Source organism: Luteibacter sp. SVR4-7G (genome assembly GCF_056755555.1).
On record NZ_JBPGXO010000008.1, the window covers coordinates 17,483 to 41,730 of the forward strand.

A 24,248-nucleotide genomic window follows, 5' to 3' on the forward strand; every position below is an offset into this window, starting at 1 on the left:
GGGGTGCCGGTCTAACGCACGTCGGAGAACTCGTTCGGGGCGTTGATATCGAGCCGGCCTTCGACGTACTTCACGAAAGCCTCCAGGGGAACGCCATAAGGCGTCGAAACGTGCCTGGATTCGACGATCGCGGCGATCGCCCTGCGAACGGCAGGGTCATGGGAATCGATGATGAAGATATCCTTCGCGGGGATGTCTGCCGGAAAGTGAACTTCGTCCAGGCTGGCCTCATGCTGGCTGGGCGACAGGTTGTCCGATGCGGAGGCGACCTCGCGTCCTTCGGCCCAGACGGCATATTGGTTGAAGCTGTCATGACCGGCAAAGCCGCTGTTCTCCCACCCCCGGAATACATGCTCACTCGCCGAAAGCGATCCGCTTCCTATGGTGGCGCGTCCCGGCAGCATCTCTTCCAGCGCATCGAAACGAGGGCTGACTCCGAATTCTCCCTGGGCCAGCAGCTCCGATGGCGATCTGGCGTCGACGCGATAGACGATGGAATGATTCGCCGTGCGGTAACCCCGGCTGTTCCGGGGCCATTTGCCATTTTCATCCAAGATGCCGTCCAGCCGGAAATCATCCAGCCGGTGGCGCAGCCCGTCGATCTGCGTTTTTTTCAATGCGATGACCTTGTCGACCCTGACCGCCTCGGTATCGGGAACGGCGGCAACGGTATAGCCCCTGACGACGAGTTGTTGCACGGGGTCCTTGTAGATGGCGGCTGGCCGGACTTCCTCTTCCGGAGCCATCAACAGATCGAACTCGCGGCGCGGCTCGAGTGTGTTGTTCGCCGCGGAAGGCCAGCGCGGCGGCCGCCTCATCCCCATGGGATAGCCGATCCGTCCATTGACCCGCTTCGGCCATACGAATGAAGGCGACCCGCCTTTGGTTCCTTTGGCAGTGGCCGCGCTCTTGCCCGGGCGAGAGAAGGCGGCAGCAAGCGGAACCGTGGTCACCGCCGCCAACACCGCCTGCCCGAATCCTGCCCGTCGCTCTTCCACGGTCCTCCCGTCGATGCCCTGCTCGATCCCCGTACCCAGACCCACCAGCCCCGATCCCACCTGCACCGGAATCGCCAGCACCGGTACGAAGCCCAGCGGGCCCAGCAGCTCGATCGTACGATCGATGGTGGTTCGCCATGCCTCCCAGGCCGTGCTCACCTGCATCCGCGCGTCGTCCCGCATGCGCGCCTCCGTCCGCGCGCCCATGTCCTCGAAAAGATCGCCCGCGATGGCCTGCCCGACATGGTCTATCGAACGGCCATCGGCAGCCCATACTCCATCGGCGATCTTCTTCAGCGAGTTTGCCACGCCTGTCCAGAACGTCCCGTCCTTGTTGTTGTAGATGGAGAAGTGCGAGAGCAGCGCGTGCAAGGATGCCGCGGTTTTCGCCTGCTCCACGACCCATTGCCGAAGCGCCTTTTCGTTGCGGAATGCCACGAATGGACGATCGCTGCCCGGGATGTACATCACTTCGCTACCATCCGCCGCCACGAAGCGGACGATGTCGTCGGATGCATAACCATTGATATCGAAGCGGCGTACCCTGTTGGCAGTCGGCGTGGTCTGTCGCAACTGCTCCAGCGTGATCGGGCCTTCCAGCGGCACATGGCGGGCCCCGTCGCGCATTACCTGTTCGAACTGTTTCCAATCCAGCACCCCGGTCGCGTGCGCCCTGCGGGCCTCACCCACGAACCGGTACCGCGCCACCACCGGCCACGTCGACCGGTGTGCATCCCAGTAGCTGTCCAGCGCCCTGTTCAGTTCGTTTACATAGGGAAGCTCCGCGAAGGCATTGGGTACCCCAAGCATTTCCACTACTCGCGACAGGCGCAGCCGGCTGGAACCGGCTGGCATGAAGCCACCGCCCTTCACAAAGATGCCGAAGGCTTCGTCCAGCGGGCGCGCGTCCTCGTTCGTGGTTTCGCGCACGTTGCCCCGCGCGAAGAACGTATTCTGGACGTACCCGCCGATCGTCCGGCTCCAGAGGAAGGCCCCGATCTTCTTGAACAAGATCCCGGCGTTTCCTCCATGGACAAGATCTTCCGCGAAGGCCAGCACGCCGGGGCTTTCCTCGCCGCCGGTCATGAGTCCCTCCACGCCATCGGCCGCCCAGGCGAACAAGGTATGCCGCGAGTGCTCCGGGAACGCCTCCATCAGCGCGTCCGTCAGGCTCGTCTGATGGTCCGGCTTACCTTGCTGGCGTGCCTCCGCGGAAGGGAAATGCGCCACCACCAGCGCGTCGCCGTCGACGCCCATGTGGTGCTTGAGGAATGCCTTGGCCACCGTCCGCGCGCTCGGCGCGGGCATGCCGTAAGCGTCCAGGGAGATGTCCCAGAATGCCTCCGCGTCCTCCTGCGTGGCGAACAGTGGCACGAACAGTGGCAGGTTCAGGACCTGCTCGATTTCTCTCTTCGCAACCGGCGCTTCCTCATCCGTGTCCGGGTAATAGTTGATCGCTACCTGCCCAGTGGCCTCCACCGATGGAAGCATGGCGCCCAGCAAAGCGGTGGCGAACCTCACTCGCGCCATGGAGGAAAAAGAGGTCATGCATACCTTCCTTGTATAGATGCGCAACGATGGGATCGCTGACGCCGCAGTTGTTCAGGGCGCAGCGGGTCAGATGCCGTCCGGATGGAACTCGGGAAAGAAAAGTCTGCGTCAAATCCCGAGACGACGCAGTTCGAGGCCTGCGTACATGCGCGTAGGGACGCGCTGAGAATCCTGTCCGGTTGCAGACTCTGCGTCGGCCTGAGCTTGTTGTGGTCCCTCGGCGCGCGGACGCACGAGCAATTCTTACCCTGCATGGTCCTTCCCTGACAGCGTCGCTCATGGGACTTGGCTATCGTTTGCGGCGCCGGATTTCCCGCCCATCACTCGAGAATGAGCCGCTCGTCCTCCATCGCTGTTCTCGTCGCGCTCGCCGCTCTGGCTTCCGTCAACGCAGCAGGTGAGGTGGCGGCCGCCGACTTCTCCGTCGACCGGTTGGACGAACACGAAAGGTCGTCCGCGGTATCGCCCAGGTTCTCGATAGCTCCTCAGTTCGCCCGTGCCGCCGATGTGACTGCCTTCCAGACGCTGTCGACACGCACGCTGGCAGCGCCCGTGCCGGATGCGCGAAGCGTCGCGACGGCGTTCATCCAGGTCCACCTCGGAATCGATGGCGACGCCTACGTGGTCGCTCATTTCGCGACGGCGTCCGATCGGACCAGCGGGAACCCCGACCACCATATGCCGCTGGTCGATGCGCTGATGGAAGCCTTTCCGGAACATTCCCGGCACACCCTCTTCGCGAGGGCTGCCGATTCCGCCGGCGGGGTCATGTCAGGCGGCCAGGGCAGCGACAGCCCGATAGCATTCGGCAAGAAGCTCGGGCACAGCCGCGACGCGCGAAGCTTCTTCGCCACCGTGGGCCGGTTCCTGTGGAGCAGGACAGGCCCGGGGTATATCTACAACACCTTTTTCGCCCCAGGGAATGTGGTCGAGACAGTGGGCGAGGACACGCGAGCCCTGGACGAGGCCTTCGGCATTTATCGCAGGGGCGGCTTCACTGCGGACTACGCCAGTCCATGGCGGTTGTCACAACTGGTTGAGGCCTTCGGAGCCCCCACCACGTTCGCGGAGCTGCCCTACGTCACCCGGCTGAACGCCGAGCTGGAAAGTTACTGGGCCGCGAACCGCGCGAACTGGCCGGTACTTGCACGCTACGAGTTCGTCACCGTGGCACGACAGGCGCGCGATGCGGAAGAACTGACCCACGAGCAGTACACGCTGGTCATGCGCGGAGGCGCGCCGCAGGTGCCGCTCGACGGTCCCCTGACGCTGGCCCAGTTACGCAGCTCCGCACGCGATGGCGGCGTCGAGACCAGGCGCTTCGACATCAATGGTTACACGGCTACCGATCTCGTCCGCTTCGTCGACACCGACGGCAGCGAGGTGATGTACATCCCGGGCGGACATCCGGCCTTCGTGACGGCCGGCAGCGAGCAGGCGCTTCGCCAGTGGGTGCGGGCGCGGGCAGGGAATCCGGGAACGCTGGATGCGCTGCTCTCGCACTTCTCCACCTATGAAAGCCAGGACGGTACGTTCTGGACGGGCGTGGCGCACGGACTGGAGAAGATCGGCAGCGGGGCCTGGAACGCCGGCGACATGGGCATCGACCACGCGAACGAAACCATCGCCGGCGACGTCTTCGAAGACATGCGGACGCAGGTGGAACGGCGGCTGCGCGAGGATGCCAGGATGCAGACCAGCACGGCGTGGGAAGCCTGGCGCACGACGCTCAACCGTACCGCGGCGCTACTCTCGCCCCTGGGCCTGCTGCGTCCGCTGGCGTTGACGATCCAGGGGATTACCGCGGTCGAAGGCACCGCGACCGGAATCGAGCAGGGAATCGATGGCCGCACGGCCGAAGCGAGGGAGGAAGGTGTCGAGCAGGTGGCCGGAACGCTTCTCTACAGCGTTCCGGTGGGCAGCGTCTTTGGCCGTCCCCGCGCCGGTAGCGCAGAGACGGACACGCCGGCTTTCGTACCGCCGCGGCGGGTCAATGGAAGGCTCGGCTATCCCCTGGGTCCTGTGACTCCGCCCGGCTGGCGGCCCAGACAATCCAACCGGCTATACCGCAAGCGCAACGACACGCCCGGCCTATGGGTGCATGCAGAGTCAGAGCGACACACGGTACGGCTTCCGGAAACGGCGACACTGAGAGCGGACGGCATCTTCATCGACAACGGCGATAGATACGTGCAGATCTATAACCGCATACGTATCCGCGAAGGCCGCAATCGGACATTCAAGCTCGCCGCGGACAGCCGCGGATACCGGATCGTGTTGCAGGACGGCACGGACGGGCCGCTCATTGCAAAAGAAGCGGACGGTACCTGGCAGCTTGCCTTCGATGCGCAGAACTACCTCGAGGGCAGCGTCCTTGCCGAACTGGTCAGGCACGACCTCACCGCGGATCCGCGTACCTTCCATCGGGCGGCACGGATCCTGAAAGAACTGGGCGCGTCGGAAAACCAGCTGGCCGAACTGCCCCGTTCCGGACCGAATGCGACGCCGTCTTCGCCGCTGCTGAATCTCGCCCTGGGACACGGTTTCATCGAGACCTTGCCCTCCCGCCTGCGGGATGCGGACGCGGGCAGATGGAGCGCTGCCGAGGTCAGGCTGATAGCGCCGCTCATTGCCAAGCAGCACGGCCGGCCATTGGCCCTGTACCGTCAGGACGGCAGCTTCGAGATGGCTGTATCGCCCGACGGCACGGAGCACGCCTCCAACGCCCTTCCCCCTTCCACCCTGGGATTGCAACGCGTAGGCGACGGTTATGCCCTCTCCGCCGATCCAAGGGCTAAGCCGGTCAGGTATCCCACGATTTTCGAGGCGATAGCCGGGAACCCGGAACGCCCGCAGCAAGAAGCCGACTTCCGCGCACTCCTTGCCGACGCGATCGACGCAAGGTCGACCCGGGGCATACTCCAGCGCATGCATCGATCCTGGATCGATCCGATGCTACGCACGCCTAAGGAAAGACAAGTCTTCAGACGCCTGTCGCGCCTTCGCCATGCGCTCGTCGACGAGCACGAAGAGCTGACGGCGGACCAGCGTCGCTGGCTACGCCAGGCGGAAACCAACCTTCGCCAAGAGACGATCGACTTCACGGATCTTCTGCGGGAAATCGTGGATGAGGAAAGCGCGCTCCTGCCGGCGAGCCTTGGGCATCTGACGCTCGATGACGTTCCTCCCTCGGAACGCGAAGGCGTCCGGCGATACGATCAGTGGACGGAGGATGGCCGCCATTACGTTCGGTTGAGACACCTGGACGGGCGTACGCACCTGGTCGAGACCGGGCCGGATCGGGAGGACGGCACACGGGAGATCCTCGTAACGAGGGATGGCGTGAGCCGCGGCACCGGCCGCTTCGTGGTCGACCGCGGCGGCTTGTGGTTCCCGGACACGGGCGTGCGCGAGGGTCTCGCCCCGGCCGCCCCCGGCGAGTACCTCGAGACCCTCGCCGCGATTTCCGAAAAACTGCCTTCCACGTTCAGGGCCGGCCCCGCTGGCCTCGAGCGGGTCGTGGACAGTATTCCGCAACCGATGCTGCGCTCCTTCCGGGCCTTCCTCGCGTCGACCGGCATGGCGGCCGACGGTGGCCTGGAGTTGATCCTGCGGCCTCCGGGTTCGCACGAACCCATGGCATTCGCGACGCGTATCGACATGGAAGGCCGCCCGGTTCCAGCCGAACGGCCGCAAACGCCGCTACCCGAGCCTCCGGTATCGCCCCACGCGGACCGGCAGCTCGTTCTGCCCGTACCCGATGGAGCACGACAGGGCGGAAGCTCCTCCCCAACAGATACCGAAACCTATGCCGAGCTGGTAAGAGAAGAACGCCCCGTCAGCGCCTTCCTCAAGCTGGAGCCAACCGATCGCCATATCAAAGCGTTGATGACCACCAGGCGGTTGCGAGGCATGTTGCGCGAGGATGCCCACGTTGCGCTCGTCAGCGGAACGCCGGAGCACGTCTTCACCCTGATCATGCCGCTCGATGCCGACTCACTGGCATTCGCGGTGCCGGGGGGTAGCAACGGACAAGTCATCGGTGGACTGCAAGAAGGAACAGTCATCGTCGATGAGATGTATGACATCACGACGAGCGCAGCGGACTACCCTTCGCGCGCCATGGAGGTCGCCCACCAATGGGAAGCCTCCGGGGTCCGGATGAAATCGCTTAAGCCCGACGGCGCCGAAGCGTGGGAATCTCCGGTGGAGTTCACCCGCAGAATGCTGTCGACGCCTGTGCGTTCCAATCTGTGGAATCCCCTGCATGATCCCATTTCCGAACTGGAGTACGGCAAATACCTTCGCGACCGCTACGTCCATGACACGCCGGTACGCCATGCAGGCCTGGATTGGCTGGGAACGCGTAAGGCACGGCAAGACTACATGGCCTACTTCGCTCCACCTCACGAGGTGATGCCAAACGGACAGGACCCGGCGGCAACGAAGCTCCCGGCGTTTGACGTCCAGCGCCTCGCTGATACCGTCATTCGCATGAACCTTCTTCCCCGGCCTTCCCCGGTCGCAAGGTAGGGGAACGCTATCAGGGACGAACCGCGGTCACCTCGATTTCGACGAGAAAACCGGGCGCCGCCAGCGCCGCCACCTGCATCGCCGAACGCGACGGCAGCTTCGGCTGCTCCCTTGTACCGAAGAACTGCGTATAGCCTCCCATGAAACCGGCAAAGTCCATCTTGCCGCCCTTGGCCGGATCGCCGACGAGGAAGACCTGCATCTTCACCACGTCGCCCATCGTCAGCCCCATGCCCTTGAGCTGTTTTTCGATGGAGGTGAGCACACCGACGGTCTGGGTTTTCGTGTCGCCGTAAGCCTGCAGGCTGCCCTTCGGCGCGTTGGCATCCGCCACCGGGGGCACCACCCCGCTGAGGAACACCAACGTTTTACCGGCGGGTATTTCCACCGCCGCCGAGATCGGGAAATCGCTGCCGGGAATCTTGTGCCGCACGACCTCGGAAGCGGCGACCGGCGCGGTAGCGGCGATGAGGAGGGCGGCGAGGAGAGCGGACTTCATCATGTCAGTGTTTCTCCGGCTGGTTGTTTGGCGGTGGTGGCCGGAAGACCTTGACGTCGTCCGGCTTCAGAGAATCAGCGTAGGCATTGCCGAAATGCGTCCTGACGTAATTCACCACGTCGGCTACCTGCGCATCCGTGAGCATGGGACCGAAGGCGGGCATGTTGCCCCGGCCATTCATGACCATGACGGCGGGATACGCGGCGGAAGCGAGGTTGCGGTCGTGCGCCAGCGCCGGGTAATGCCCGGCACCGACCGCACCCTTCGCATCGGGCATGTGGCAACCCTGGCAGATGCGGGTGTAGATCTGTTCGCCGGTCAGGTGCGCGACGTCTTCGCGCGGAGCGATCTCGATGCGCTGCGCATGTGCCGGCGTCGCGCACATCGCCAGGCACGATATGAAAAGCCATTTCTTCATGCGCTCGCTCCCGTCACGGCACGGCGATGCAGCGCGTCGATCGCGGAGAGGGAGGAAAGGATGGCCCCCTCCTGCCACGCAGGCAGGTAGGACGCATGTTCGCCCGCGAGGACGATGCGACCATCCATCGAGCAGAGCTCAGCATAGTGCTTCGCCCTCGCTTCTTCCGTCCACCAGCCGAAACACCCCAGCGTGCCCGGCGAGCGATGCCATGCGATGGCCATGCCGTTCTCGAATTCGCGGGCATATTGCGGATGGATCCTCGCGCCGTCTTCCACGGCGCGGCGGATACGCTGGTCGGGCGGCATGGCCGTGTATTCGTAGGCCTCGAGGAACAAGGTATACGCACCCAGCAGCACGCCTTTCTGCGTGCCGAAGCCGTGGCTGGGATAGGAGATCATGCCGATGGGCAGGTCGGTGGCGGTGATGCCGCCATAGATCGCCTCGTCTTCCTCCCAGAAGCGCCGCCTGAACTGGAGGCCGACCTTCACCGAGCCCCAGTAGGGCACCGCGCCGATGGCGGCGGCCTTCGCCTCGGAGACCTGGATCGGGATCTGGCTGAGGACGGACAGCGGAATCGTGCATACGCACCAGTCCGCCATTGCCTGTCGCACGTCTCCAGGCTTCGTCGTGTCTTCGTAATCCACCGTGACGCCGCGTTCGTCCTGCGCGATCGCCGTGACCTTCGCGTTGTATCGGATGGCATCAGGGCGGATCTCGCGTACGAAGGCCCTGGAGATCGCATCCATGCCGCCGACCGGCTGCATCAGCGTGGTCTGGAACTCGTACATGCCGCTCATGCCCAGCGACTTCCAGAGATGGCTGCCGAGCACGTCGTGCAGGCGCACCGGCTGCGAAAAGGCGGGCGCGCCGTCCGGCCCGGCACCTGCATCCTTCGCATATCCGCGCCGCGAACTGCAGGCATGTCCGGCCACGTAGCGATAGTCGTTGTCGAGCCCGCCGAATCCGCGCATCGCCTCGAGCAACATCTCCTGATCTTCCTTGCCGACGAGGCCATCGAGGCGCCCGCTGACCGATGCTTTCGCCAGCAGCTCGGCGACGCCGCCGCTGAAGTCGGCCTGTACTTCGCGCATGCGCTGCGGCTTGCCGCCCATGGCGTTCGCGCCGTGCACATAGGCGTTGTGGTTCACCTGCACGAACGGTTCCAGCGCGATGCCGAAGCGCCGGCAGTAATCCAGCAAGGCGTGGTGGTGGTACGGAATGCGCCATGGGCCAGGGTTGAAGTACTGGCCCTTGTCGAACCGGCACTGTTGCCTGTAGCCACCCAGTTCCGTGTACTCGTCGCCGCCGCGCAAGGTCCAGTTGCGACCGCCGGCGCGCGCGTTGTACTCGAGCACCTGGACCTTGTACCCCGCCTTGCCCAGCTCATACGCGGCCACGAGTCCCGCCAGGCCGGCGCCGAGGACCAGCACGCTGCCGCGGCCGGTACCCTGCAGCGGTTCGGGTTTCCGGTAGGGGGATTCGGCGGCGAAACCGAGGCCGGTCATCGCCTGGTACATCAGCGCGCCGCCCCCGGCGAGGCCGATCATTCGCAGGAGCTCGCGGCGCGTCATCGGTGCCGCCATGTCGTGGCCCATGCCTTCCGTCCCCCACAGAACACCTGGCTGAGCATAGGCACATGTTGCGAACCACAACAACAGCGGGCGACGGGGCGGGTGCCATGACAGCGTGTGGCAAAGGCTCTAAGCTCGCGAACGACTTCGCCTCACCAACCGAGCATGACTTCTTCCGCAGACCGTACCGCCGCCCGCCTGGCCTGGGCCCGCCAGGTCACCGGCCAGCCCGACCTCGTCCTGGAACCCGCCTCCGCCGATGCCAGCTTCCGCAGCTACCTGCGCGGCTACGTCGACGGTCAGCCGGTGATCGTGATGGATTCCCCGCCGGCGAAGGAAGACCCGGCGCCGTGGGTGGAGATCGGCCGGCGCCTGGCGGATGCAGGGCTCCACGTCCCGAAGGTGATGATCGCCGACATGGCCCTTGGCTTCCTGCTGATCGAGGACCTGGGCACCCGCACCTACCTGGATGAACTGACGGACGCGACAGTGGATGCCTTGTATGGCGACGCCCTTGATGCGCTGCTTCGCATGCAGATGCGCGTCGACACCAAGGGCCTCCCCGCCTTCGACCACGCCTGGCAGACCATGGAGATGGAGATCATGCCGGCCTGGTTGCTGCAGAAGCACCTCGGCGTGACGGTCGCATGCGAGGAGTGGGACATCATCGAAAACGCGTTCACCGCGATCATGCACACGATCGCCGAACAGCCGCGCGCCTTCATGCATCGCGATTACCACAGCCGCAACCTGCTGGTCACCACGGAACGCTCGCCCGGCATCATCGATTTCCAGGGCGCGATGTCCGGGCCGATCACCTACGACCTCGCATCCCTGCTCCGCGACGCGTACATCGTCTGGGACAATGAGCGGGTGGCAGGCTGGGTGGAGGCTTATCGGCTTCGCCTGCTCGATGCACGCCTTCTCGACGAAAGCGTGGACACCGACCGCTTCCGCCGCTGGTTCGACCTGACCGGCCTGCAACGGCACATCAAGATCCTCGGCCTGTTCTGCCGGCTGTGCTACCGCGACGGCAAGCCGGGTTATCTTAACGATCTACCCCGCGTGCTCCGCTACGTGCTCGATACCGCGCGCCGGCATGCCGACGTCGCGCCGCTGGCCGACTACATCGAAGCGAAGATCGGCGACCGCGACATCCGCGTGGCGAACGACGCATGAGGCACGCGCTCATCCTCGCCGCCGGGCTCGGCGAACGCATGCGTCCCCTGACCGCGCAGACCCCGAAGCCCCTGCTCGAGGTGAACGGCAAGCCGCTGATCGTGCATCACATCGAGAAGCTGGCCGCCGCCGACGTGCGCTATATCGTCATCAATACCTCGCACCTCGCGGAACAGTTTCCCGAGAAACTCGGCGACGGCTCGCGCTGGGGCGTACGCCTGCGCTATTCCTACGAAGGTCCCACGCCATTGGAAACCGGCGGAGGCATGCATGCGGCGCTGCCGTTGCTGGGGCCAGAGCCTTTCATCGCGGTGAGCGCCGACATCTGGAGCGACATCGACTACGCGGCACTACCGCGGGAGCCGGAAGGTATCGCCCATCTGGTGATGGTTTCGAACCCGGATTTCCACGCGGCAGGCGATTTCGCGCTGGCCGACGGGAAGCTGCATGAAGGCGACGGTCCGGCGGGGGCGGAACGACTGACCTTCGGTAACGTCGGCGTGTATCGCCGCGAGATCGTGGCGCAGGAAACGCCGGGCCGGTTCAAACTGTTGCCGATGTACCGGCGTGCCATCGCGGAGGGCCGGCTTACCGGCGAGCGCTTCGACGGGTTCTGGCGCAACGTGGGGACGCCGGCGCAGCTGGACGATCTGCGACGAAGTCTGTCTGCGCGATAGCTTCTGTAGGAGCGCGCCTCTGCGCGCGACATCTTTTCGCGTCAATCCCCAACCTTGCGCGCCAGCTCCAAGTCACAGCCTCAAAACATGTCGCGCGCAGGGCGCGCTCCTACATGATGGTTTCGACGCCCATTTCGCGCAATCGCTCGTGGCCCAGGGCGAAGGCCTCGTTGAAGGCGCTGGTGATGTCCGTGAAATCGTTGGTGCCGGTGCTGGCTTCGATCTCTTCACCGATGTGGTCGAGGATGCGGTAGCTGGCGCGGTAGACCTGTTCACCCGCGTCGCCATGATGCTTCACCGCCTTGGCGACCACCCGGTACTTACTGTGATTTTCCACTACGTCGTCCCTCCCCTGTCCTCCGGATACTGCCGGTGTGGGATGACCGTTGCAAGTGACTCCCGTGACAGCCCACGGTCAATATGACAGCCTGGCCGGGGCCTCATGGCACGGTCTGCCAGCCGCTCCTGCCTGGATCGCGAACACGCATGACGGGTTCCTCATCGGGTGGGACTCCAGTGGATGCCTCACGCCGGGAGGACCGCGTGAAGACGGTCGTCCCCGTGTCAGCCCCGGCGCAGTGCGCGCGCCGGGGGTACCGCGCTGCCCAGCGTCGAATCTTCCGCGGCAGGCATGCCGGGCACACCGGCGCCCAGGTGCTCCTGCTCGGCCGGATGCAGCGTCGACGGCGCGTCGGGCGCATCCGGCTGGTTGGCGACTTCCTGCGACAGCGCCGCGCGCGCCGCTTCCTTCGTCATCACGACGATGCTGATGCGGCGATTGATCGCCGCCGCCGGATCGGCCTTGTCGAACGGCACCGACGCGGCGAGGCCGACGACGCGCGCGACCTTGCCCGGCTGCATGCCGCCTTCGACCAGCGTGCGCCGGGCCGCGTTGGCGCGATCGGCGGACAGTTCCCAGTTGCCGTACGCGCTGTCGGCCCGGATATAGGGCGCGCTGTCGGTATGGCCCGAGATGCTGATCGAATTCGGCACCTGGTTCACGAAGCCCGCCAGCTCGTGGAGGATCTGCACGGTATAGGACTTCATGACGCCGCTGCCGGTGTCGAACATCGGCCGATTGCGCTTGTCGACGATCTGGATGCGCAGGCCTTCCGAGGTGATGTCGAGCAGCAGCTGGTCCTTGTAGGGCGCCATCGCCTGGCTCTTGTCGATCGCCTCCTTCAGGTCCTGCATGAGCTGCTCGAGACGGCGCTTTTCCTGCTCGCGCGCGAGCTTGTCGACTTCCGCGGCACTCGGTTTCGCGAACGCCTGCTGGTCGCCCGGACCCTTGGGCAGGTCGAGCGCGCCGCCCAGCTTGATCATGCTCGTGCTGGCGCCGCCGGGCCCCATCTTGCCCGAGGAGGCCATGGTGGACTGGCCCTGGGTCATGCTGGGGTTCTTGAAGTATTCCGAGATGGCGGCGCGTTGTTGCTTGGTGCCCGCACCGACCAACCACATGACCAGGAAGAACGCCATCATCGCCGTCACGAAGTCCGCGTATGCGACCTTCCACACGCCGCCATGGTGGGTATGTCCCGCCCTTCGCCGTTTCCGGACGATGATGATCTGTTTCAGATCGCTCATGCGGCTTACCGGGCGGCCTTCAGGTGGGTTTCCAGGTCCTGGAAGGTCGGACGCGCCGACGATTGCAGCGACTTGCGGGCGAATTCCACGGCGACCATGGGGTTGTAGCCGCGCAGGTTCGCGAGGAGCGCCACCTTCACGCATTCGAAGGCCTTGCCGTCGGTGGCCACGCGCGCTTCCATCGCGGCCGCCAGCGGACCGACGAAGCCATAGGAAAGCAGGATGCCGAGGAAGGTGCCCACGAGCGCGCCGGCAATATGCTGGCCGATGACCACCGCGTCGCCGTCGATCGATTTCATGGTGATGACGATGCCCAGCACCGCTGCCACGATGCCGAAACCGGGCAAGGCGTCGGCCATCTTCTGGACCGCGAGCGCCGGCACCAGCGCTTCGTGATGGTGCGTGTCGAGCTCCACGTCGAGCAGTTGCTCGAGTTCATGCGGGTCCATGCTGCCACCCACGATGAGGCGCAGGCAGTCGGTGGTGAAGTCGATCAGGTGGTGCTCTGCGACCAGGCGCGGATAAGCCGAGAACAGCGAGCTGTTCGTCGGGTCCTCGATGTGCGCCTCCATGCCGAGCTGCCCTTCCTTGCGCATCTTCACGAAGATGTCGTAAAGCAGGGAGAGCAGGTCCACGTAGTCCTGCTTGCGGTACCGCGGCCCCTTGAACAAGGCGAGCGCCTCGCGGCCCGCGCCCTTCACCACGTCGATGGAATTGCTGCTGACGAAGGCACCCAGTGCCGCACCGAAGATGATGAGCAGTTCGTAGGGTTGCCAGAGCGCGGCGAGCTCGCCGTGCGAAAGTACGTAACCGCCCAGTACGGATACCAGGACGACGATCGAGCCGATGATGACCAACATGACTTGCTTCCTCCAGTCGCCCTCCTTATCGGCCAGGGCGGCGACAAATTGAGGAAATTCGTCACGTTTTCCGAACTTTATTCCTCCGGCCCGCACGGCCCCGGGTAGCGCGGAAACACGAGCCTCAAGCGGGTCCCCACGCCGGTTTCGCTTTCGATCTCGATGACCCCGCCGGCCTGTGCGACGGTGCCGTACACCTGAGCGAGCCCGAGTCCTGAACCGCCCTCCTTCGTCGTGAAGTAGGGCTCGAACAGCCGTTGCCGTACCTCTTCCGACATGCCGCCGCCGGTATCCGTCACGCAGACGAAAACCTGGCGCAACCCGCCGGCCTCGTGCGGGAGCCCATGCAGCAGGCCGCCGCCTATCCGCTCACCCACTTCGATCACGATATGACCGAAACCATCCATGGCGTCGCGCGCGTTGAGGCACACGTTCATCAGCGCCTGCTCCAGGCCATGGCGGTCCACCCAGACGGGCAACGCCACGGGTTGTCGCAGCACCTCGAGCCCGATCCGGCCACCGAGCGCATGCCGGGCGAAATCGGCAAGGGTCGCGACCAGATCACCCAGGTCGACGGCCTCCGGCTGCGCGTACTGGTTCCGGGCAAACGCCAGCAGGCGCCGCGTGAGTGCCGTGGCATGGCGGGCCCCTTCCACGGCATACGTGATCATCCGGCGGTGCCGGGGCGACAGTTCATCGGAATCGTCCTGCAGGCCGGACAGGCTGACGATCACCGTCTGCAGCATGTTGTTGAAATCATGCGCGATGCCGCTCACGAGCTGGCCGATGGCCTGTTGTTTCTGCGCCTGGCGCGCGCCGGCCTCGGCCAGCTCGCGGGCGCGGTTCGCCATCTCCAGCTGCTCGCGGATGCCGGCAAGGCGGCTCTCGGCGTCGCGCCGCGCACCATGCTCCGACTCGAGCCGCTCCATCAAGGTGCCGTAGCGCGTGCTGGCGTTGGCGGAGCGCGCCACGGTCTCGTTGAGGCGATCCTGGAGGAGCTCGATGATCGCCTCCAGCGAGGCCTGGAGTTCGACCCGTTCGGTGACGTCTCGGCTGATGACGATGAAATGATCGAGCACGTCGCCGGCGACGACGGGGGCGACCATCACCTCCCACCAGCGCGAGGGGCCGTCCCCCGGCCGCCGTGCGCCAACGAAGTCCACTCGCTCGCCCGTCGCCGCGCGGTCGAGCACGCGCGCCACCATGTCCCGCGCCTCCGGCGGCCACAGATCCAGCCAGCGGGTCCCGACCAGCCGTTCCACACCCCCCGGCGCCAGCGCCGCGCAACCCAGTCCGGATACGAAACGGATGTTTCCGTCCCTGTCGAGTTCCTTCATGCAATCGGAGGATGCCTCGACAAACTGCCGGTACCGACCGTCTCCATCGCTCATGGCGCCGCCGTCCCCTATGTCACGCGTCGTGTGACGCTTATGACGCGCCGCGGCATGGGCAACTGTCAAGCCATACCTGTGGCCGAGGCTCAGGCGGGTTCGTCGTCGAAGCCTGTTTCACCCTCGGCAAACACCGGCGCGCCGTCCTCTTCCACGCCCAGCACGAGGCCCAGCGCCTTTTCCGCGGCCTGGGCGGCACTCGCTTCGTCGCGGAAACTGCGGTTTTCATAGACGGCAAAGTAGCTTGGGAAGCTGCCGTCCGCCGGGTGGGAGGACAGCAGGGCCGTGTAGCGCGACCCCTCGCGGGTGGCGCCGCTGCGCAAGGTGAAGCCGGGGAATTCGCGCTCTGCCATGGGTCCGATCTCGTTGGGGAACGAAAGTCTAACGTAGCCGCGGGCTTGCCGATCCTCTTGCATGGAAGTCCTTATCTGTACAGGAAAATCATCACAATTCGGCACTTGCCTGCTCCCCGGTTTGTAGGGTATTTCCTACAACAAGCGGCCTCACACCAACTTCACGAAGGCCGCGAAACAGGGGAATACAGGGGTAATAGCAGCATGAACCTCATCACCACCGCGTCGCCGTCACGGCGCGTCGCGTGGATCGTCGCCACCGTACTGGCCCTCGCCGGCATCATTGGCCTGGCCCTCGCACCTCGCGTGGCCGCCGCCATTCCGAAGACGGCGATCCAGATGGTCTACGCATGGCTCTGCGCTTCGCTGGTCGGCTCCGCCTACGTCGTGGTCACCTTGGCCAACGACGCGGAAGGCGCCGCCGAGGACGGCGACGATTTCTAAGCTCAGGGATGAGGATCGCGATAGGAAGCCCGCCGGCAACGGCGGGCTTCTTCGTTATACGGCGCACCCCGCCCTTGTAGGAGCGCGCCCTGCGCGCGACCGCCTTTCGCGTCGGTTGGCCCGCTTATGCGTGCCCATGTTCTGAGCGGCTTCGCCGCATGGAGCGTTGGGCCGGGCTCGGCTATCGCCATCGCGTTTTGCGTTGGCGTGGCGGCGGGTCGCCGGTGGCCGCCATTTTTCTCGCTAAGTCCTCGTCCGGCCTACGCCTCCCTGCGGAATCGCTCCAAAAACGGCAGCCACCGGCTCCTCCCAACACTGCGGTCGCATGCGGCAAAAGCCAAAGCGCCATCCAGCCTGCTCGCAGGCTGCGCATTTCCCGCGGCTCCCGCAAAAAACGCGCGCACCCTGTAGGAGCGCGCCTGCGCGCGACAGCCTTTCGCGACCACCTCCCATCCTCGCGCAAGCCAATGGGAGGCTTCATTGCGCGATTCCAGATGAAAGGCGCTCGAACCGCTTTTCGCTAATCACCCGCGAGCGTGCCGGTGACGGAGCGCAACTGCTCCCTCACTAACTGCGTGTGCGCCTGCATGGCGTAATCCAAACCCCGGCTCATCAACGCCTCGATGACCGTCATGACGCTAGCCATCTCCTTGCCCTGTAGCTCATCCGCCTCCCCGATCACCTCGGCCACGAACAGAGTCAACCGCTGCGCATATTGCAACCACTCGGTCGCCTCATTCATCAACTCATGCACCGAACCCTCGGTACGCTCGTTCATCGCATTCATGCTGTGCTCCTTGCTGTGCCGCCGCCCGCAGGTGTGGCACGCCGCACAAGGCGACGTGCCACGGGCAAAACATCGCCTCGAGGCGATGAGCTGCGGACTCGCGGGATCACCGGCAGCCCGTGACCGGGCGCCGGACGGTTCGATTGTCGAAGTGGAAGGCAGCTACGACGGTCCCTTTCTGCCACGCGTGCACGGACGCGCCGGGTCGCACGGCAGGGCGAAAGATGAGAAACGTCTTAGGACCGGCGAGGCCGCCGGTTCGTCAACCGGATCGACAATGGGTGCCGAAGGCCCGGTAACCGGTGGAGGTGCCGCCGGTGGGGAACCGGCGGGCGAGCGAGTGATTTACCATGGCTGCAGCCTCATCAACTGTTTCGGAGTTGGTTAGGTCAGCGGCCTCTGGGTGTTAGCTGCACCCTTGGGCCGCGCTCTCACCGCTTCGATGCGATGGTTGCCTGCGACGAGATTCGATCAGCAGCAGGCAACGGGCCGAACATAGCAAGTCGATCCGGGCTTGTCTGTACGACGGAACTCAAACGACGCGCGCGTGTGCGCACGCGCTGCGGGAATCGCCCGCGAAGCGCGGCCTGCAACGCGAAGCGCGACCTGCAAAGTTGTCGCCTCCCTTCCTACCCGTCGCTCCCGCGGAGGCGGGAGCCTAGTGACTCTTGCTGCAGGGTTGCGAAAACGCTCAGTGCGTACGTGTAGGTGGTCGCGAAAAGATGTCGCGCGCAAGGCGCGCTCCTACAGGACGGCGTGCGGTGTGGTCGCCAAAGCGGGCGAGCCGTTGCTCTGGCTTTTGCCGCATGCAACCGCGGTGTTGGGAGGAGCCGGTGGCTGCCATTTTTGGAGCGATTCCGCAGGGAGGCGTAGGCCGGACGAGGACTTAGCGACAAAAATGGCAGCCGCCGGCGACCCGCCGCCACGCCAAAAGCAAAACGCGATGGCGAACGCCGAGCCGTCACGCTCCCTGCGGCGAAGCCGCTCAAGACATGGGCACGCGCAAGCGGGCCAACCGGCGCGAAAAGATGTCGCGCGCAGGCGCGCTCCTACTGGTTTATGGCCGGCGGGCCAGTTCCGGGTCTTCCTTCGACCGCGGCATCAGGTCCTGCTTCGACACGCCGAGCCACAACAGGATCGGGCTGGCGACGAAGATGGACGACAGCGTGCCCACCACGATGCCGATGAGCATGGTGATCGAGAAGCCGTGAACCACCGGGCCGCCGATAAAGTACAGCGCGGCCATGGTGATGCCGGTGAACAGCGACGTGATGATGGTTCGCGACAGCGTGCTGTTGATCGAGCGGTTCAGCACTTCCTCCGGCGTGGCATTGCGGCTGGACCGGAACAGTTCGCGCACACGGTCGAACACCACCACCTTGTCGTTGATCGAGTAGCCGACCACCGCCAGCACCGAGGCCAACACGGTCAGGTCGAACTCGCGCTGGGTCAGGGCGAAGATGCCGAGGGTCACCAGCACGTCGTGGATTTCCGTTGCCAGCGCCGCGATCGCGAAGCGCTTCTCGAAGCGGATCCACAGGTAACCCATGATGCCGACAATCACGAAGATCACTGCGACAATGCCGTCGCTGCGCAGCTCCTCGCCGACCTGCGGACCGACGAAGGACTTGCTCTTCATCGTGACGTCGGGCCGCGAGGCCTTGAGCGCCGCCATGATGTCGTTCGCCACCTTGGTGGCCGCCTCGTCGTTCGAGAGGTTGCCCGCTGCCGCCACATCGCCCTTGGGCTGCAGGCGGACGGTGAACTCGCGGGTGCCGCCCACGGCCTGTACCAGCGGGTTCTCCAGGTGACCCTTCTCCAGGGCGGAGCGGACATCCGACGGATCGATCGGCGTCTGGTACTCCACCTGGACGGCCACACCACCGAGGAAGTCCTGCCCGTAGTTGAAGCCGCGGGTCATGATCAGCGCGATGGAGCCGAGCATGAGCAGCACGGCAAGGCCGATGCTGAACTTGCGAAGACCGAGGAAGTTGAAGTTCGAATTGTGGTTGAAGATTTCCATGGCGTCCCTCCCGTCAGACCGACAGGGTCTTGAGCTTGCGGCCGCCGTGGATCAGCGCCGTGATGGCATGGGTCACCGTCACCGAGGTGAACATCGAGGTGAGGATACCGATGAACAGCGTGACGCCGAAGCCCTTGATCGGACCCGAGCCCATGGTCATGAGACCGAGCGCGGCGAGCAGATGGGTGACGTTCGCGTCGAGAATGGTCGCCCAGGCCTTGTCGTAGCCGGTGCGGATGGCCGCCAGCGGGGACGAGCCGTTGCGCAGTTCCTCGCGGACGCGCTCGCAGATCAGCACGTTCGCGTCGATCGCCATGCCCAGGGTGAGCACGATACCCGCGATGCCCGGCATCGTCAGGGTCACGCCGATCAGCGACATGACGGCGACGAGCAACACGAGGTTGAAGAACAGCGCGATGTCGGCAACGAGGCCGAAGAGCTTGTAGTAGATCGCCGCAGCGACCAGCACGAGGCCAAGGCCGAGCATCACCGCCTTGAAGCCCTTGTCGATGTTGTCCGCGCCGAGACTGGGGCCGATCACGCTTTCGCTGACGATGTCGACCGGGGCGGCGAGCGAACCGCCGCGCAACAGCAGGGCCAGTTCCGACGCTTCCGCGTCGCTGGGCAGGCCGTTAGTGGAGAACTGCTTGCCGAACGGCGAACTGATGTTGGCGTAGTTGATCACTTCCTCGGTGATCTTCGGCGTCTTCACTTCCTTGCCGTCCACCGTCTTGGTCTCGACCGTGCGCGTGATGTAGAGCACCGCCATCGGCTTGCCGACGTTGTCGTTGGTGAACTCCTGCATCTTGCGCGCGCCGGCACTGTTCAGCGTGACGCTGACGTTCGGCGTGCCGTTCTGCTGGTCGCGGCCGGAAACCGCGCTGGTGAGCTCGTCGCCCTTGGCGATGACCTTCTTGCTGAGCAGGTACGGACGGCCGTCGCGGCCGTAGTAGAGCTTCGCATCCGGCGGCACGCTGCCCGAGCGGGCGGCGTCCACGGCCTGTTGCGGCGTGTAGAGGCCCGCACGGTATTCGAGCGTTGCCGTGGCGCCGATGATCTTCTTCGCCTCGGCCGTGTCCTGCACGCCTGCCAGTTCGACGATGATCTGGTTCGGACCCTGCTGCTGGATCAGCGGTTCGGAGACGCCCAGCGCGTTGACGCGCTGGCGCAGCGTGGTCACGTTCTGGCTGATCGTGCTCTGTGCCAGTTCGCGCAGCTTGTCGGGCTTCACCGTGGCGTTGAGGATGAAGCGGTTGCCGGTGGCGGGACCGTCGTTGATGACGAGGTCCGGGTAGTCCGTGGCGATCAGCGTCGCCGCCTGCTGGCGATCGGCTTCGGAGCGCAGCACCACGCTGACACCCTTACCGCGCGCATTGCGGTTCACCGCGTCGTACGAGACGTTCTTCTCGCGCAGCAGCGAGCGGATGTCGTCGGCGTAACGGGTTTCCTGCGCATCGATGACGGCGTTCTGGTCGACTTCCATCAGGAAGTGCACGCCGCCCTGGAGATCGAGGCCGAGCGGCATCGAGTTCGCGTTGATCGCGCGCAGCCAGGCAGGCACCGTGGTCGCCAGGTTCAGGGCCACCGTGTACTTGTCGCCAAGTTCGGGGCGCAGGATGTCCGAGGCCTTGGCCTGGGTATCGACGTTCGGGAAGCGGGCGAGCAGGCGGGTGCCCTTTTCGTCCACTTCGACCGACGTGGCCGGTACCTTCGCCGCGGCCAGCAGGCTTTCGACCCTGCTCTTCAGGGAGGCGTCGACGGCCGCGCCGCGGTTGCCCGAGATCTGCACCGCGGGCTGCGGCGGGAAGGCGTTCGGCAGCGCATACAGGATGCCGAACAGCAACACGATCACGACCAGCGCGTATTTCCAGCGTGGAAAATCACTCATGCCTTACATTCCGTGGGAGCGGCCGTGCGCCGGCCGCGGCTGACGCATTGTCGGATGGAAGTCTTACGACTTCTTGAGGCTGCCCTTGGGCAGAACCTGGGTAATCGAGCCCTTCTGCACCTGGACGACCACGCCCGGCGCGATCTCGACCCGGACGAAGGACTCGCCCACGTCCTCGATGCGCCCGGCCATGCCGCCGCTCATGACGACCTCGTCGCCCTTGGCTAGGGCGGCCAGCAGGGCGCGATGCTCCTTCTGACGCTTCATCTGCGGGCGGATCATCATGAAATAGAAGATGCCGAACAGGACGGCCATCATGATCAGCGGCGAAAGACCGAGGGCCCCACCCTGGGGAGCGCCAGCGGCGGGAGCGGCGGCCTGTGCAATGGCGGCGAATGTCGGAAGGCTCATCGGATTTCTCGCAAGTCATGGAACGGCCAAGGAAAAGCGCCATTCACGTAAAAAGATCGTGGATTATGCCACGCCCCTTGGCGCTCATGCATATAGGGCCACCTGTGGAAGCCGGCATCTTTCCCTGTGGGAGCCGGCTACGCCGGCGATCCCGCGCAGCGGGCACCCTTGCCGCGAGCACCCATCGCCGCTGAAGCAGCTCCCGCACAGAGCCTCCCCGGCTCAGCCGCCGCTTTCGGCCTTGCGGCGCGCCTCGTAGAAGGCGGCCACGAAGTCCTCCAGCTTACCGGCCTCGATGGCGCCGCGCAGCCCGGCCATCAGCCGCTGGTAGTGTCGCAGGTTGTGCATCGTGGCCAGCTGGCTGCCCAGGATCTCGTTGCAGCGGTCCAGGTGGCGCAGGTACGCACGGGAAAAACCATTGGCACAGGCGTAGCAGTCGCAGCCTTCCTCGATCACCCGGGTGTCGGCGGCGAACTTCGCGTTGCGGATGCGCAGGGTGCCCCCGGCCGTGAACAGGAAGCCGTTGCGGGCGTTCCGGGTGGGCATCACGCAGTCGAACATGTCGACGCCACGGCGCACGGCCTCCACGATGTCCTCGGGCCGGCCCACGCCCATGAGGTAACGCGGGCGGTCCCTGGGCAGCATGGGCAGGGTGAAGTCCAGCGTGTGGTTGCGCTCCGCCTCGGGCTCGCCCACGGCGAGGCCGCCTACCGCATAGCCGTCGAAACCGATCTCCACCAGCCGCTCCGCCGAGCGGCGGCGCAGGTTCTCGAAGGTGCTGCCCTGGACGATGCCGAACAGGGCGTTGGGATTGCGCAGGTCGTCGAAAGCCTTGCGGGAGCGCTCGGCCCAGCGGAGGCTGAGCTCCATGGAGTCGGAGGCCACCTTCTCCGTGGCCGGGTACGGTGTGCACTCGTCGAAGATCATAGCGATGTCCGAATCCAGCACCTTCTGGATCCGCATCGACTCCTCGGGCGACAGGAACACCTTCGAACCGTCCACAGGGGATGCGAACGTGACGCCTTCCTCGGTGATCTTGCGCTTATGCGCCAGAGAGAACACCTGGAAACCACCGGAGTCGGTGAGAATCGGCTTGTCCCAGCCGATGAAGCGGTGCAGGCCGCCGAATTCGCCGACGATCTCGAGGCCGGGACGGAGGAACAGGTGGAAGGTGTTCCCGAGGATGATCTCGGCGCCCGTGTCGAGGACATCGCGCGGGGTCATCGCCTTCACCGAGCCGTAGGTGCCCACGGGCATGAAGGCAGGGGTTTCCACGGTGCCGCGGCCGAAACGGAGACGGCCGCGCCGTGCCTCGCCGTCGGTGGCGAGGAGTTCAAAAGGAAGCTGGGTCATTGGGTTAGTTTAGCGTGAGTCAGGCACTGGGGCCTGTAAGAGCTGAGAAAAGCCCCCACCGCCGCCGGCCGACAGTGACCGCCACACCGCCCCGCCCTCTAAAGTTTCGCAAGTTTCCGCCGATGTCCTGAGTCACAGGAGCGTGCCCATCCGGGGGCCCGCCAGGCCGTGGGAGGACATCCCCTTTGATCATCCAGCCGACCAGTCTCGCTGCCCAGTTGTGGGCGGGCGCGGCCGCGGGCACCACGGCCGCGGCGGACAGCTGGCGGGTCGGCGCCCTGCTCACGGCGCGGGTGATGGGCCAGAACGACCTCGGCAAGCTTCTGCTCGAGATTGGCGGCCTCACCGTGGAGGCCGATGCCTCCGGTACCCAGCTCCCTCCTCAGTTCCAGGTGCGCGTGCTCACCCAGGGCGCCCAGCCGCAACTGGAGGTGCTGCCCGGCAACGTGGACGAGCGCGTGGCCATGCAGGGCCTGCGCGAGCGCCTGCCGCAGCAGAACGGCTATGCGCCGCTGCTCGGCGTGCTGGCCGCGCTGGGGCGCCGGCCGGTGGCGCGCCTGCTTCCGGCGCCGCTGCGCGCTGCCCTGGCTACGCTCGAAGCCGCCATCAACAAGCCTGCCGACGTCAGTTCGCCCTCGGGCATGAAGGAAGCCATCGCCCGCAGCGGCACCTTCCTGGAAGCCCACCTGGCCGAGCCCAAGGAACCGACGCCGGCCGCTGACGACTTCAAGGCCGCCCTGCTCGCCCTGCGCCGCACCCTCGCCGATCTTCCGGCCGCACGGCCGGGTGCCACGATGCCCCGTCCCACTGCGGACACGCCGCCACCGTTGGCCCAGCGTCCGCTGGTGGCGCAGTCGCGCGCACCGGAATTGCCGCCGGTCGCGGAGGACGACCTCGACGGCCTCGTCGGGCAGCTTCGCATCGATACCCGCGCCGCGCTGTCGCGCGTCGAGATCGCTCAGCTCGAGTCGCAACCTCAGGCGGGGCTGTGGATGATCGAAATCCCGCTGGCCGGCGTGCGTGGCTACGACGTGCTGCAGTTGCGCATCGAGGAAGGCAAGCCAGGACCCGGCGACCAGGACGGCCCATGGACGGTCGGCTTCGCCATCGACCCGCCCACGCTCGGTGCCGTGCAGGGCGAAATCCAGCTGCGCGTGCCGCGCGTCTCGGTGCGGCTGTGGGCTCAGCACGCCGCCACGGTCACGCGCCTGGAGAACGAATTCGTATCGCTGCGCCGCCTGCTGGAAAAGAGCGGCCTGGTGCTCGATCACTTCGCCTGCATGCACGGCCTGCCCGTGCCGACCAGCGCCTACAGCGCGGTATTGCTGGAAGCACGCGCGTGAACCCGTCCCTTCCCTCGCCGAGGCGCAGCGTCACGCTCCGCCTCGCGTCGCCGACCAGCAGCGGCAACGGCCAGCGCATCGACAGCGAAGGCGTGAAGTCGATGCTCGAGCGCGCGCAGGCGCTCGGCCTGGCGCCGCAACTCGATCCACAGATCGCCACCCTGCTCGCAGCGGTGCGCCTGCGCGACGATGTGCCGCCGGAGCTTTACGCGGCGCTCGCCGCTGTCGTGGGCACCTTGCTGGCGGCCGTAGAAGACTGAGCTGTCCCGTGCCGGTGTAGGAGCGCGCCTTGCGCGCGACATCTTTTGAGGCCGAGCCTGGAAGCTAGTGCGCCAGCGTGTGGACTGGCGCGAAAGGCTCAGCGTGCGCAGGGCGTGCTCCC

Annotated in this window: 20 protein-coding genes; 6 read left to right on the forward strand and 14 right to left on the reverse strand. The window is 65.5% G+C overall.

Annotation, left to right across the window (positions count from 1 at the left end):
• Positions 1-11 precede the first annotated feature (11 nt).
• On the reverse strand, positions 12-2,255 hold the full coding sequence (locus tag ACR9ZH_RS04705; RefSeq protein WP_481289596.1) for a dermonecrotic toxin domain-containing protein: 2,244 nt from the start codon (positions 2,253-2,255) through the stop codon (positions 12-14).
• Between the two features lie 624 nt (positions 2,256-2,879).
• Here ACR9ZH_RS04705 and ACR9ZH_RS04710 point away from each other — a divergent pair.
• Positions 2,880-7,082, forward strand: coding sequence for a dermonecrotic toxin domain-containing protein (locus ACR9ZH_RS04710; protein ID WP_481289597.1), 4,203 nt, complete (start codon positions 2,880-2,882; stop codon positions 7,080-7,082).
• 10 nt (positions 7,083-7,092) lie between these two features.
• Here ACR9ZH_RS04710 and ACR9ZH_RS04715 read toward each other — a convergent pair whose 3' ends face one another.
• From ACR9ZH_RS04715 to ACR9ZH_RS04725, 3 genes are read right to left on the reverse strand one after another with little or no spacing between them, the layout of a single operon-like run.
• Positions 7,093-7,581 (reverse strand): RidA family protein, encoded by a 489-nt coding sequence (locus tag ACR9ZH_RS04715; protein WP_481289673.1) that lies wholly within the window; start codon positions 7,579-7,581, stop codon positions 7,093-7,095.
• 4 nt (positions 7,582-7,585) lie between these two features.
• Positions 7,586-7,999 (reverse strand): c-type cytochrome, encoded by a 414-nt coding sequence (locus ACR9ZH_RS04720; protein ID WP_481289598.1) that lies wholly within the window; start codon positions 7,997-7,999, stop codon positions 7,586-7,588.
• A complete protein-coding gene (locus tag ACR9ZH_RS04725; protein WP_481289674.1) occupies positions 7,996-9,573 on the reverse strand; it encodes a flavin monoamine oxidase family protein in 1,578 nt (525 codons plus the stop codon). The genes ACR9ZH_RS04720 and ACR9ZH_RS04725 overlap by 4 nt, the downstream gene beginning before the upstream one ends.
• A gap of 165 nt (positions 9,574-9,738) precedes the next feature.
• On the opposite strand from ACR9ZH_RS04725, the gene ACR9ZH_RS04730 reads away from it, so the two are divergent.
• Entirely contained in the window at positions 9,739-10,752 is a 1,014-nt protein-coding gene (locus tag ACR9ZH_RS04730) for an aminoglycoside phosphotransferase family protein (RefSeq protein ID WP_481289599.1), read from the forward strand.
• Positions 10,749-11,429: an N-acetylmuramate alpha-1-phosphate uridylyltransferase MurU gene (gene murU, locus ACR9ZH_RS04735; RefSeq protein ID WP_481289600.1), complete on the forward strand. Its 681-nt coding sequence runs from the start codon at positions 10,749-10,751 to the stop codon at positions 11,427-11,429. The genes ACR9ZH_RS04730 and murU overlap by 4 nt, the downstream gene beginning before the upstream one ends.
• Positions 11,430-11,538: 109 nt before the next feature.
• Here murU and ACR9ZH_RS04740 read toward each other — a convergent pair whose 3' ends face one another.
• The 5 genes from ACR9ZH_RS04740 to ACR9ZH_RS04760 form a co-directional block, all read right to left on the reverse strand.
• Positions 11,539-11,766 (reverse strand): hypothetical protein, encoded by a 228-nt coding sequence (locus tag ACR9ZH_RS04740; RefSeq protein WP_481289601.1) that lies wholly within the window; start codon positions 11,764-11,766, stop codon positions 11,539-11,541.
• A 227-nt stretch (positions 11,767-11,993) separates the two neighbouring features.
• A complete protein-coding gene (motB, locus tag ACR9ZH_RS04745) occupies positions 11,994-13,013 on the reverse strand; it encodes a flagellar motor protein MotB (protein WP_481289602.1) in 1,020 nt (339 codons plus the stop codon).
• A gap of 5 nt (positions 13,014-13,018) precedes the next feature.
• Positions 13,019-13,873, reverse strand: coding sequence for a flagellar motor stator protein MotA (motA, locus tag ACR9ZH_RS04750; RefSeq protein ID WP_481289603.1), 855 nt, complete (start codon positions 13,871-13,873; stop codon positions 13,019-13,021).
• A 77-nt stretch (positions 13,874-13,950) separates the two neighbouring features.
• A complete protein-coding gene (locus tag ACR9ZH_RS04755; protein ID WP_481289604.1) occupies positions 13,951-15,264 on the reverse strand; it encodes a two-component system sensor histidine kinase NtrB in 1,314 nt (437 codons plus the stop codon).
• A gap of 89 nt (positions 15,265-15,353) precedes the next feature.
• Positions 15,354-15,617: a hypothetical protein gene (locus ACR9ZH_RS04760; protein ID WP_481289605.1), complete on the reverse strand. Its 264-nt coding sequence runs from the start codon at positions 15,615-15,617 to the stop codon at positions 15,354-15,356.
• 204 nt (positions 15,618-15,821) lie between these two features.
• On the opposite strand from ACR9ZH_RS04760, the gene ACR9ZH_RS04765 reads away from it, so the two are divergent.
• Positions 15,822-16,061, forward strand: a complete 240-nt coding sequence (locus ACR9ZH_RS04765) for a hypothetical protein (RefSeq protein WP_481289606.1) — start codon at positions 15,822-15,824, stop codon at positions 16,059-16,061.
• A gap of 520 nt (positions 16,062-16,581) precedes the next feature.
• Here ACR9ZH_RS04765 and ACR9ZH_RS04770 read toward each other — a convergent pair.
• The 5 genes from ACR9ZH_RS04770 to tgt all read right to left on the reverse strand — a co-directional run bounded on the left by ACR9ZH_RS04770 (position 16,582) and on the right by tgt (position 22,523).
• On the reverse strand, positions 16,582-16,848 hold the full coding sequence (locus ACR9ZH_RS04770) for a hypothetical protein (protein WP_481289607.1): 267 nt from the start codon (positions 16,846-16,848) through the stop codon (positions 16,582-16,584).
• A gap of 1,057 nt (positions 16,849-17,905) precedes the next feature.
• Positions 17,906-18,871 (reverse strand): protein translocase subunit SecF, encoded by a 966-nt coding sequence (gene secF, locus ACR9ZH_RS04775; protein ID WP_481289608.1) that lies wholly within the window; start codon positions 18,869-18,871, stop codon positions 17,906-17,908.
• A gap of 13 nt (positions 18,872-18,884) precedes the next feature.
• Positions 18,885-20,759 (reverse strand): protein translocase subunit SecD, encoded by a 1,875-nt coding sequence (secD, locus tag ACR9ZH_RS04780; RefSeq protein ID WP_481289609.1) that lies wholly within the window; start codon positions 20,757-20,759, stop codon positions 18,885-18,887.
• 63 nt (positions 20,760-20,822) lie between these two features.
• The gene (gene yajC / locus ACR9ZH_RS04785) at positions 20,823-21,170 is read right to left on the reverse strand and encodes a preprotein translocase subunit YajC (protein WP_481289610.1); all 348 of its coding nucleotides are present in this window, start codon (positions 21,168-21,170) and stop codon (positions 20,823-20,825) included.
• 222 nt (positions 21,171-21,392) lie between these two features.
• Positions 21,393-22,523, reverse strand: coding sequence for a tRNA guanosine(34) transglycosylase Tgt (tgt, locus tag ACR9ZH_RS04790; protein WP_481289611.1), 1,131 nt, complete (start codon positions 22,521-22,523; stop codon positions 21,393-21,395).
• Positions 22,524-22,708: 185 nt separating this feature from the next.
• On the opposite strand from tgt, the gene fliK reads away from it, so the two are divergent.
• Together fliK and ACR9ZH_RS04800 are read left to right on the forward strand one after the other, a co-directional pair.
• Complete coding sequence (gene fliK, locus ACR9ZH_RS04795) at positions 22,709-23,866, forward strand: flagellar hook-length control protein FliK (protein ID WP_481289612.1); 1,158 nt, start codon at positions 22,709-22,711, stop codon at positions 23,864-23,866.
• Positions 23,863-24,126 (forward strand): flagellar biosynthesis protein, encoded by a 264-nt coding sequence (locus ACR9ZH_RS04800; RefSeq protein WP_481289613.1) that lies wholly within the window; start codon positions 23,863-23,865, stop codon positions 24,124-24,126. Before fliK ends, ACR9ZH_RS04800 begins: the two co-directional genes overlap by 4 nt.
• The last annotated feature ends 122 nt before the right edge of the window (positions 24,127-24,248 follow it).

What these genes read in the sequence shown, in the direction of transcription:
- ACR9ZH_RS04770 (WP_481289607.1), bottom strand. Translation starts at nt 16,848, where the DNA reads ATGAATGCGATGAACGAGCGTACCGAGGGTTCGGTGCATGAGTTGATG.
- ACR9ZH_RS04705 (WP_481289596.1), bottom strand. Translation starts at nt 2,255, where the DNA reads ATGGGCGTCGACGGCGACGCGCTGGTGGTGGCGCATTTCCCTTCCGCG.
- secF (WP_481289608.1), bottom strand. Translation starts at nt 18,871, where the DNA reads ATGGAAATCTTCAACCACAATTCGAACTTCAACTTCCTCGGTCTTCGC.
- motA (WP_481289603.1), bottom strand. Translation starts at nt 13,873, where the DNA reads ATGTTGGTCATCATCGGCTCGATCGTCGTCCTGGTATCCGTACTGGGC.
- ACR9ZH_RS04765 (WP_481289606.1), top strand. Translation starts at nt 15,822, where the DNA reads ATGAACCTCATCACCACCGCGTCGCCGTCACGGCGCGTCGCGTGGATC.
- tgt (WP_481289611.1), bottom strand. Translation starts at nt 22,523, where the DNA reads ATGACCCAGCTTCCTTTTGAACTCCTCGCCACCGACGGCGAGGCACGG.
- yajC (WP_481289610.1), bottom strand. Translation starts at nt 21,170, where the DNA reads ATGAGCCTTCCGACATTCGCCGCCATTGCACAGGCCGCCGCTCCCGCC.
- ACR9ZH_RS04730 (WP_481289599.1), top strand. Translation starts at nt 9,739, where the DNA reads ATGACTTCTTCCGCAGACCGTACCGCCGCCCGCCTGGCCTGGGCCCGC.
- ACR9ZH_RS04710 (WP_481289597.1), top strand. Translation starts at nt 2,880, where the DNA reads ATGAGCCGCTCGTCCTCCATCGCTGTTCTCGTCGCGCTCGCCGCTCTG.
- ACR9ZH_RS04715 (WP_481289673.1), bottom strand. Translation starts at nt 7,581, where the DNA reads ATGAAGTCCGCTCTCCTCGCCGCCCTCCTCATCGCCGCTACCGCGCCG.
- ACR9ZH_RS04760 (WP_481289605.1), bottom strand. Translation starts at nt 15,617, where the DNA reads ATGGCAGAGCGCGAATTCCCCGGCTTCACCTTGCGCAGCGGCGCCACC.
- secD (WP_481289609.1), bottom strand. Translation starts at nt 20,759, where the DNA reads ATGAGTGATTTTCCACGCTGGAAATACGCGCTGGTCGTGATCGTGTTG.
- ACR9ZH_RS04725 (WP_481289674.1), bottom strand. Translation starts at nt 9,573, where the DNA reads ATGACGCGCCGCGAGCTCCTGCGAATGATCGGCCTCGCCGGGGGCGGC.
- ACR9ZH_RS04720 (WP_481289598.1), bottom strand. Translation starts at nt 7,999, where the DNA reads ATGAAGAAATGGCTTTTCATATCGTGCCTGGCGATGTGCGCGACGCCG.
- murU (WP_481289600.1), top strand. Translation starts at nt 10,749, where the DNA reads ATGAGGCACGCGCTCATCCTCGCCGCCGGGCTCGGCGAACGCATGCGT.
- motB (WP_481289602.1), bottom strand. Translation starts at nt 13,013, where the DNA reads ATGAGCGATCTGAAACAGATCATCATCGTCCGGAAACGGCGAAGGGCG.
- ACR9ZH_RS04755 (WP_481289604.1), bottom strand. Translation starts at nt 15,264, where the DNA reads ATGAGCGATGGAGACGGTCGGTACCGGCAGTTTGTCGAGGCATCCTCC.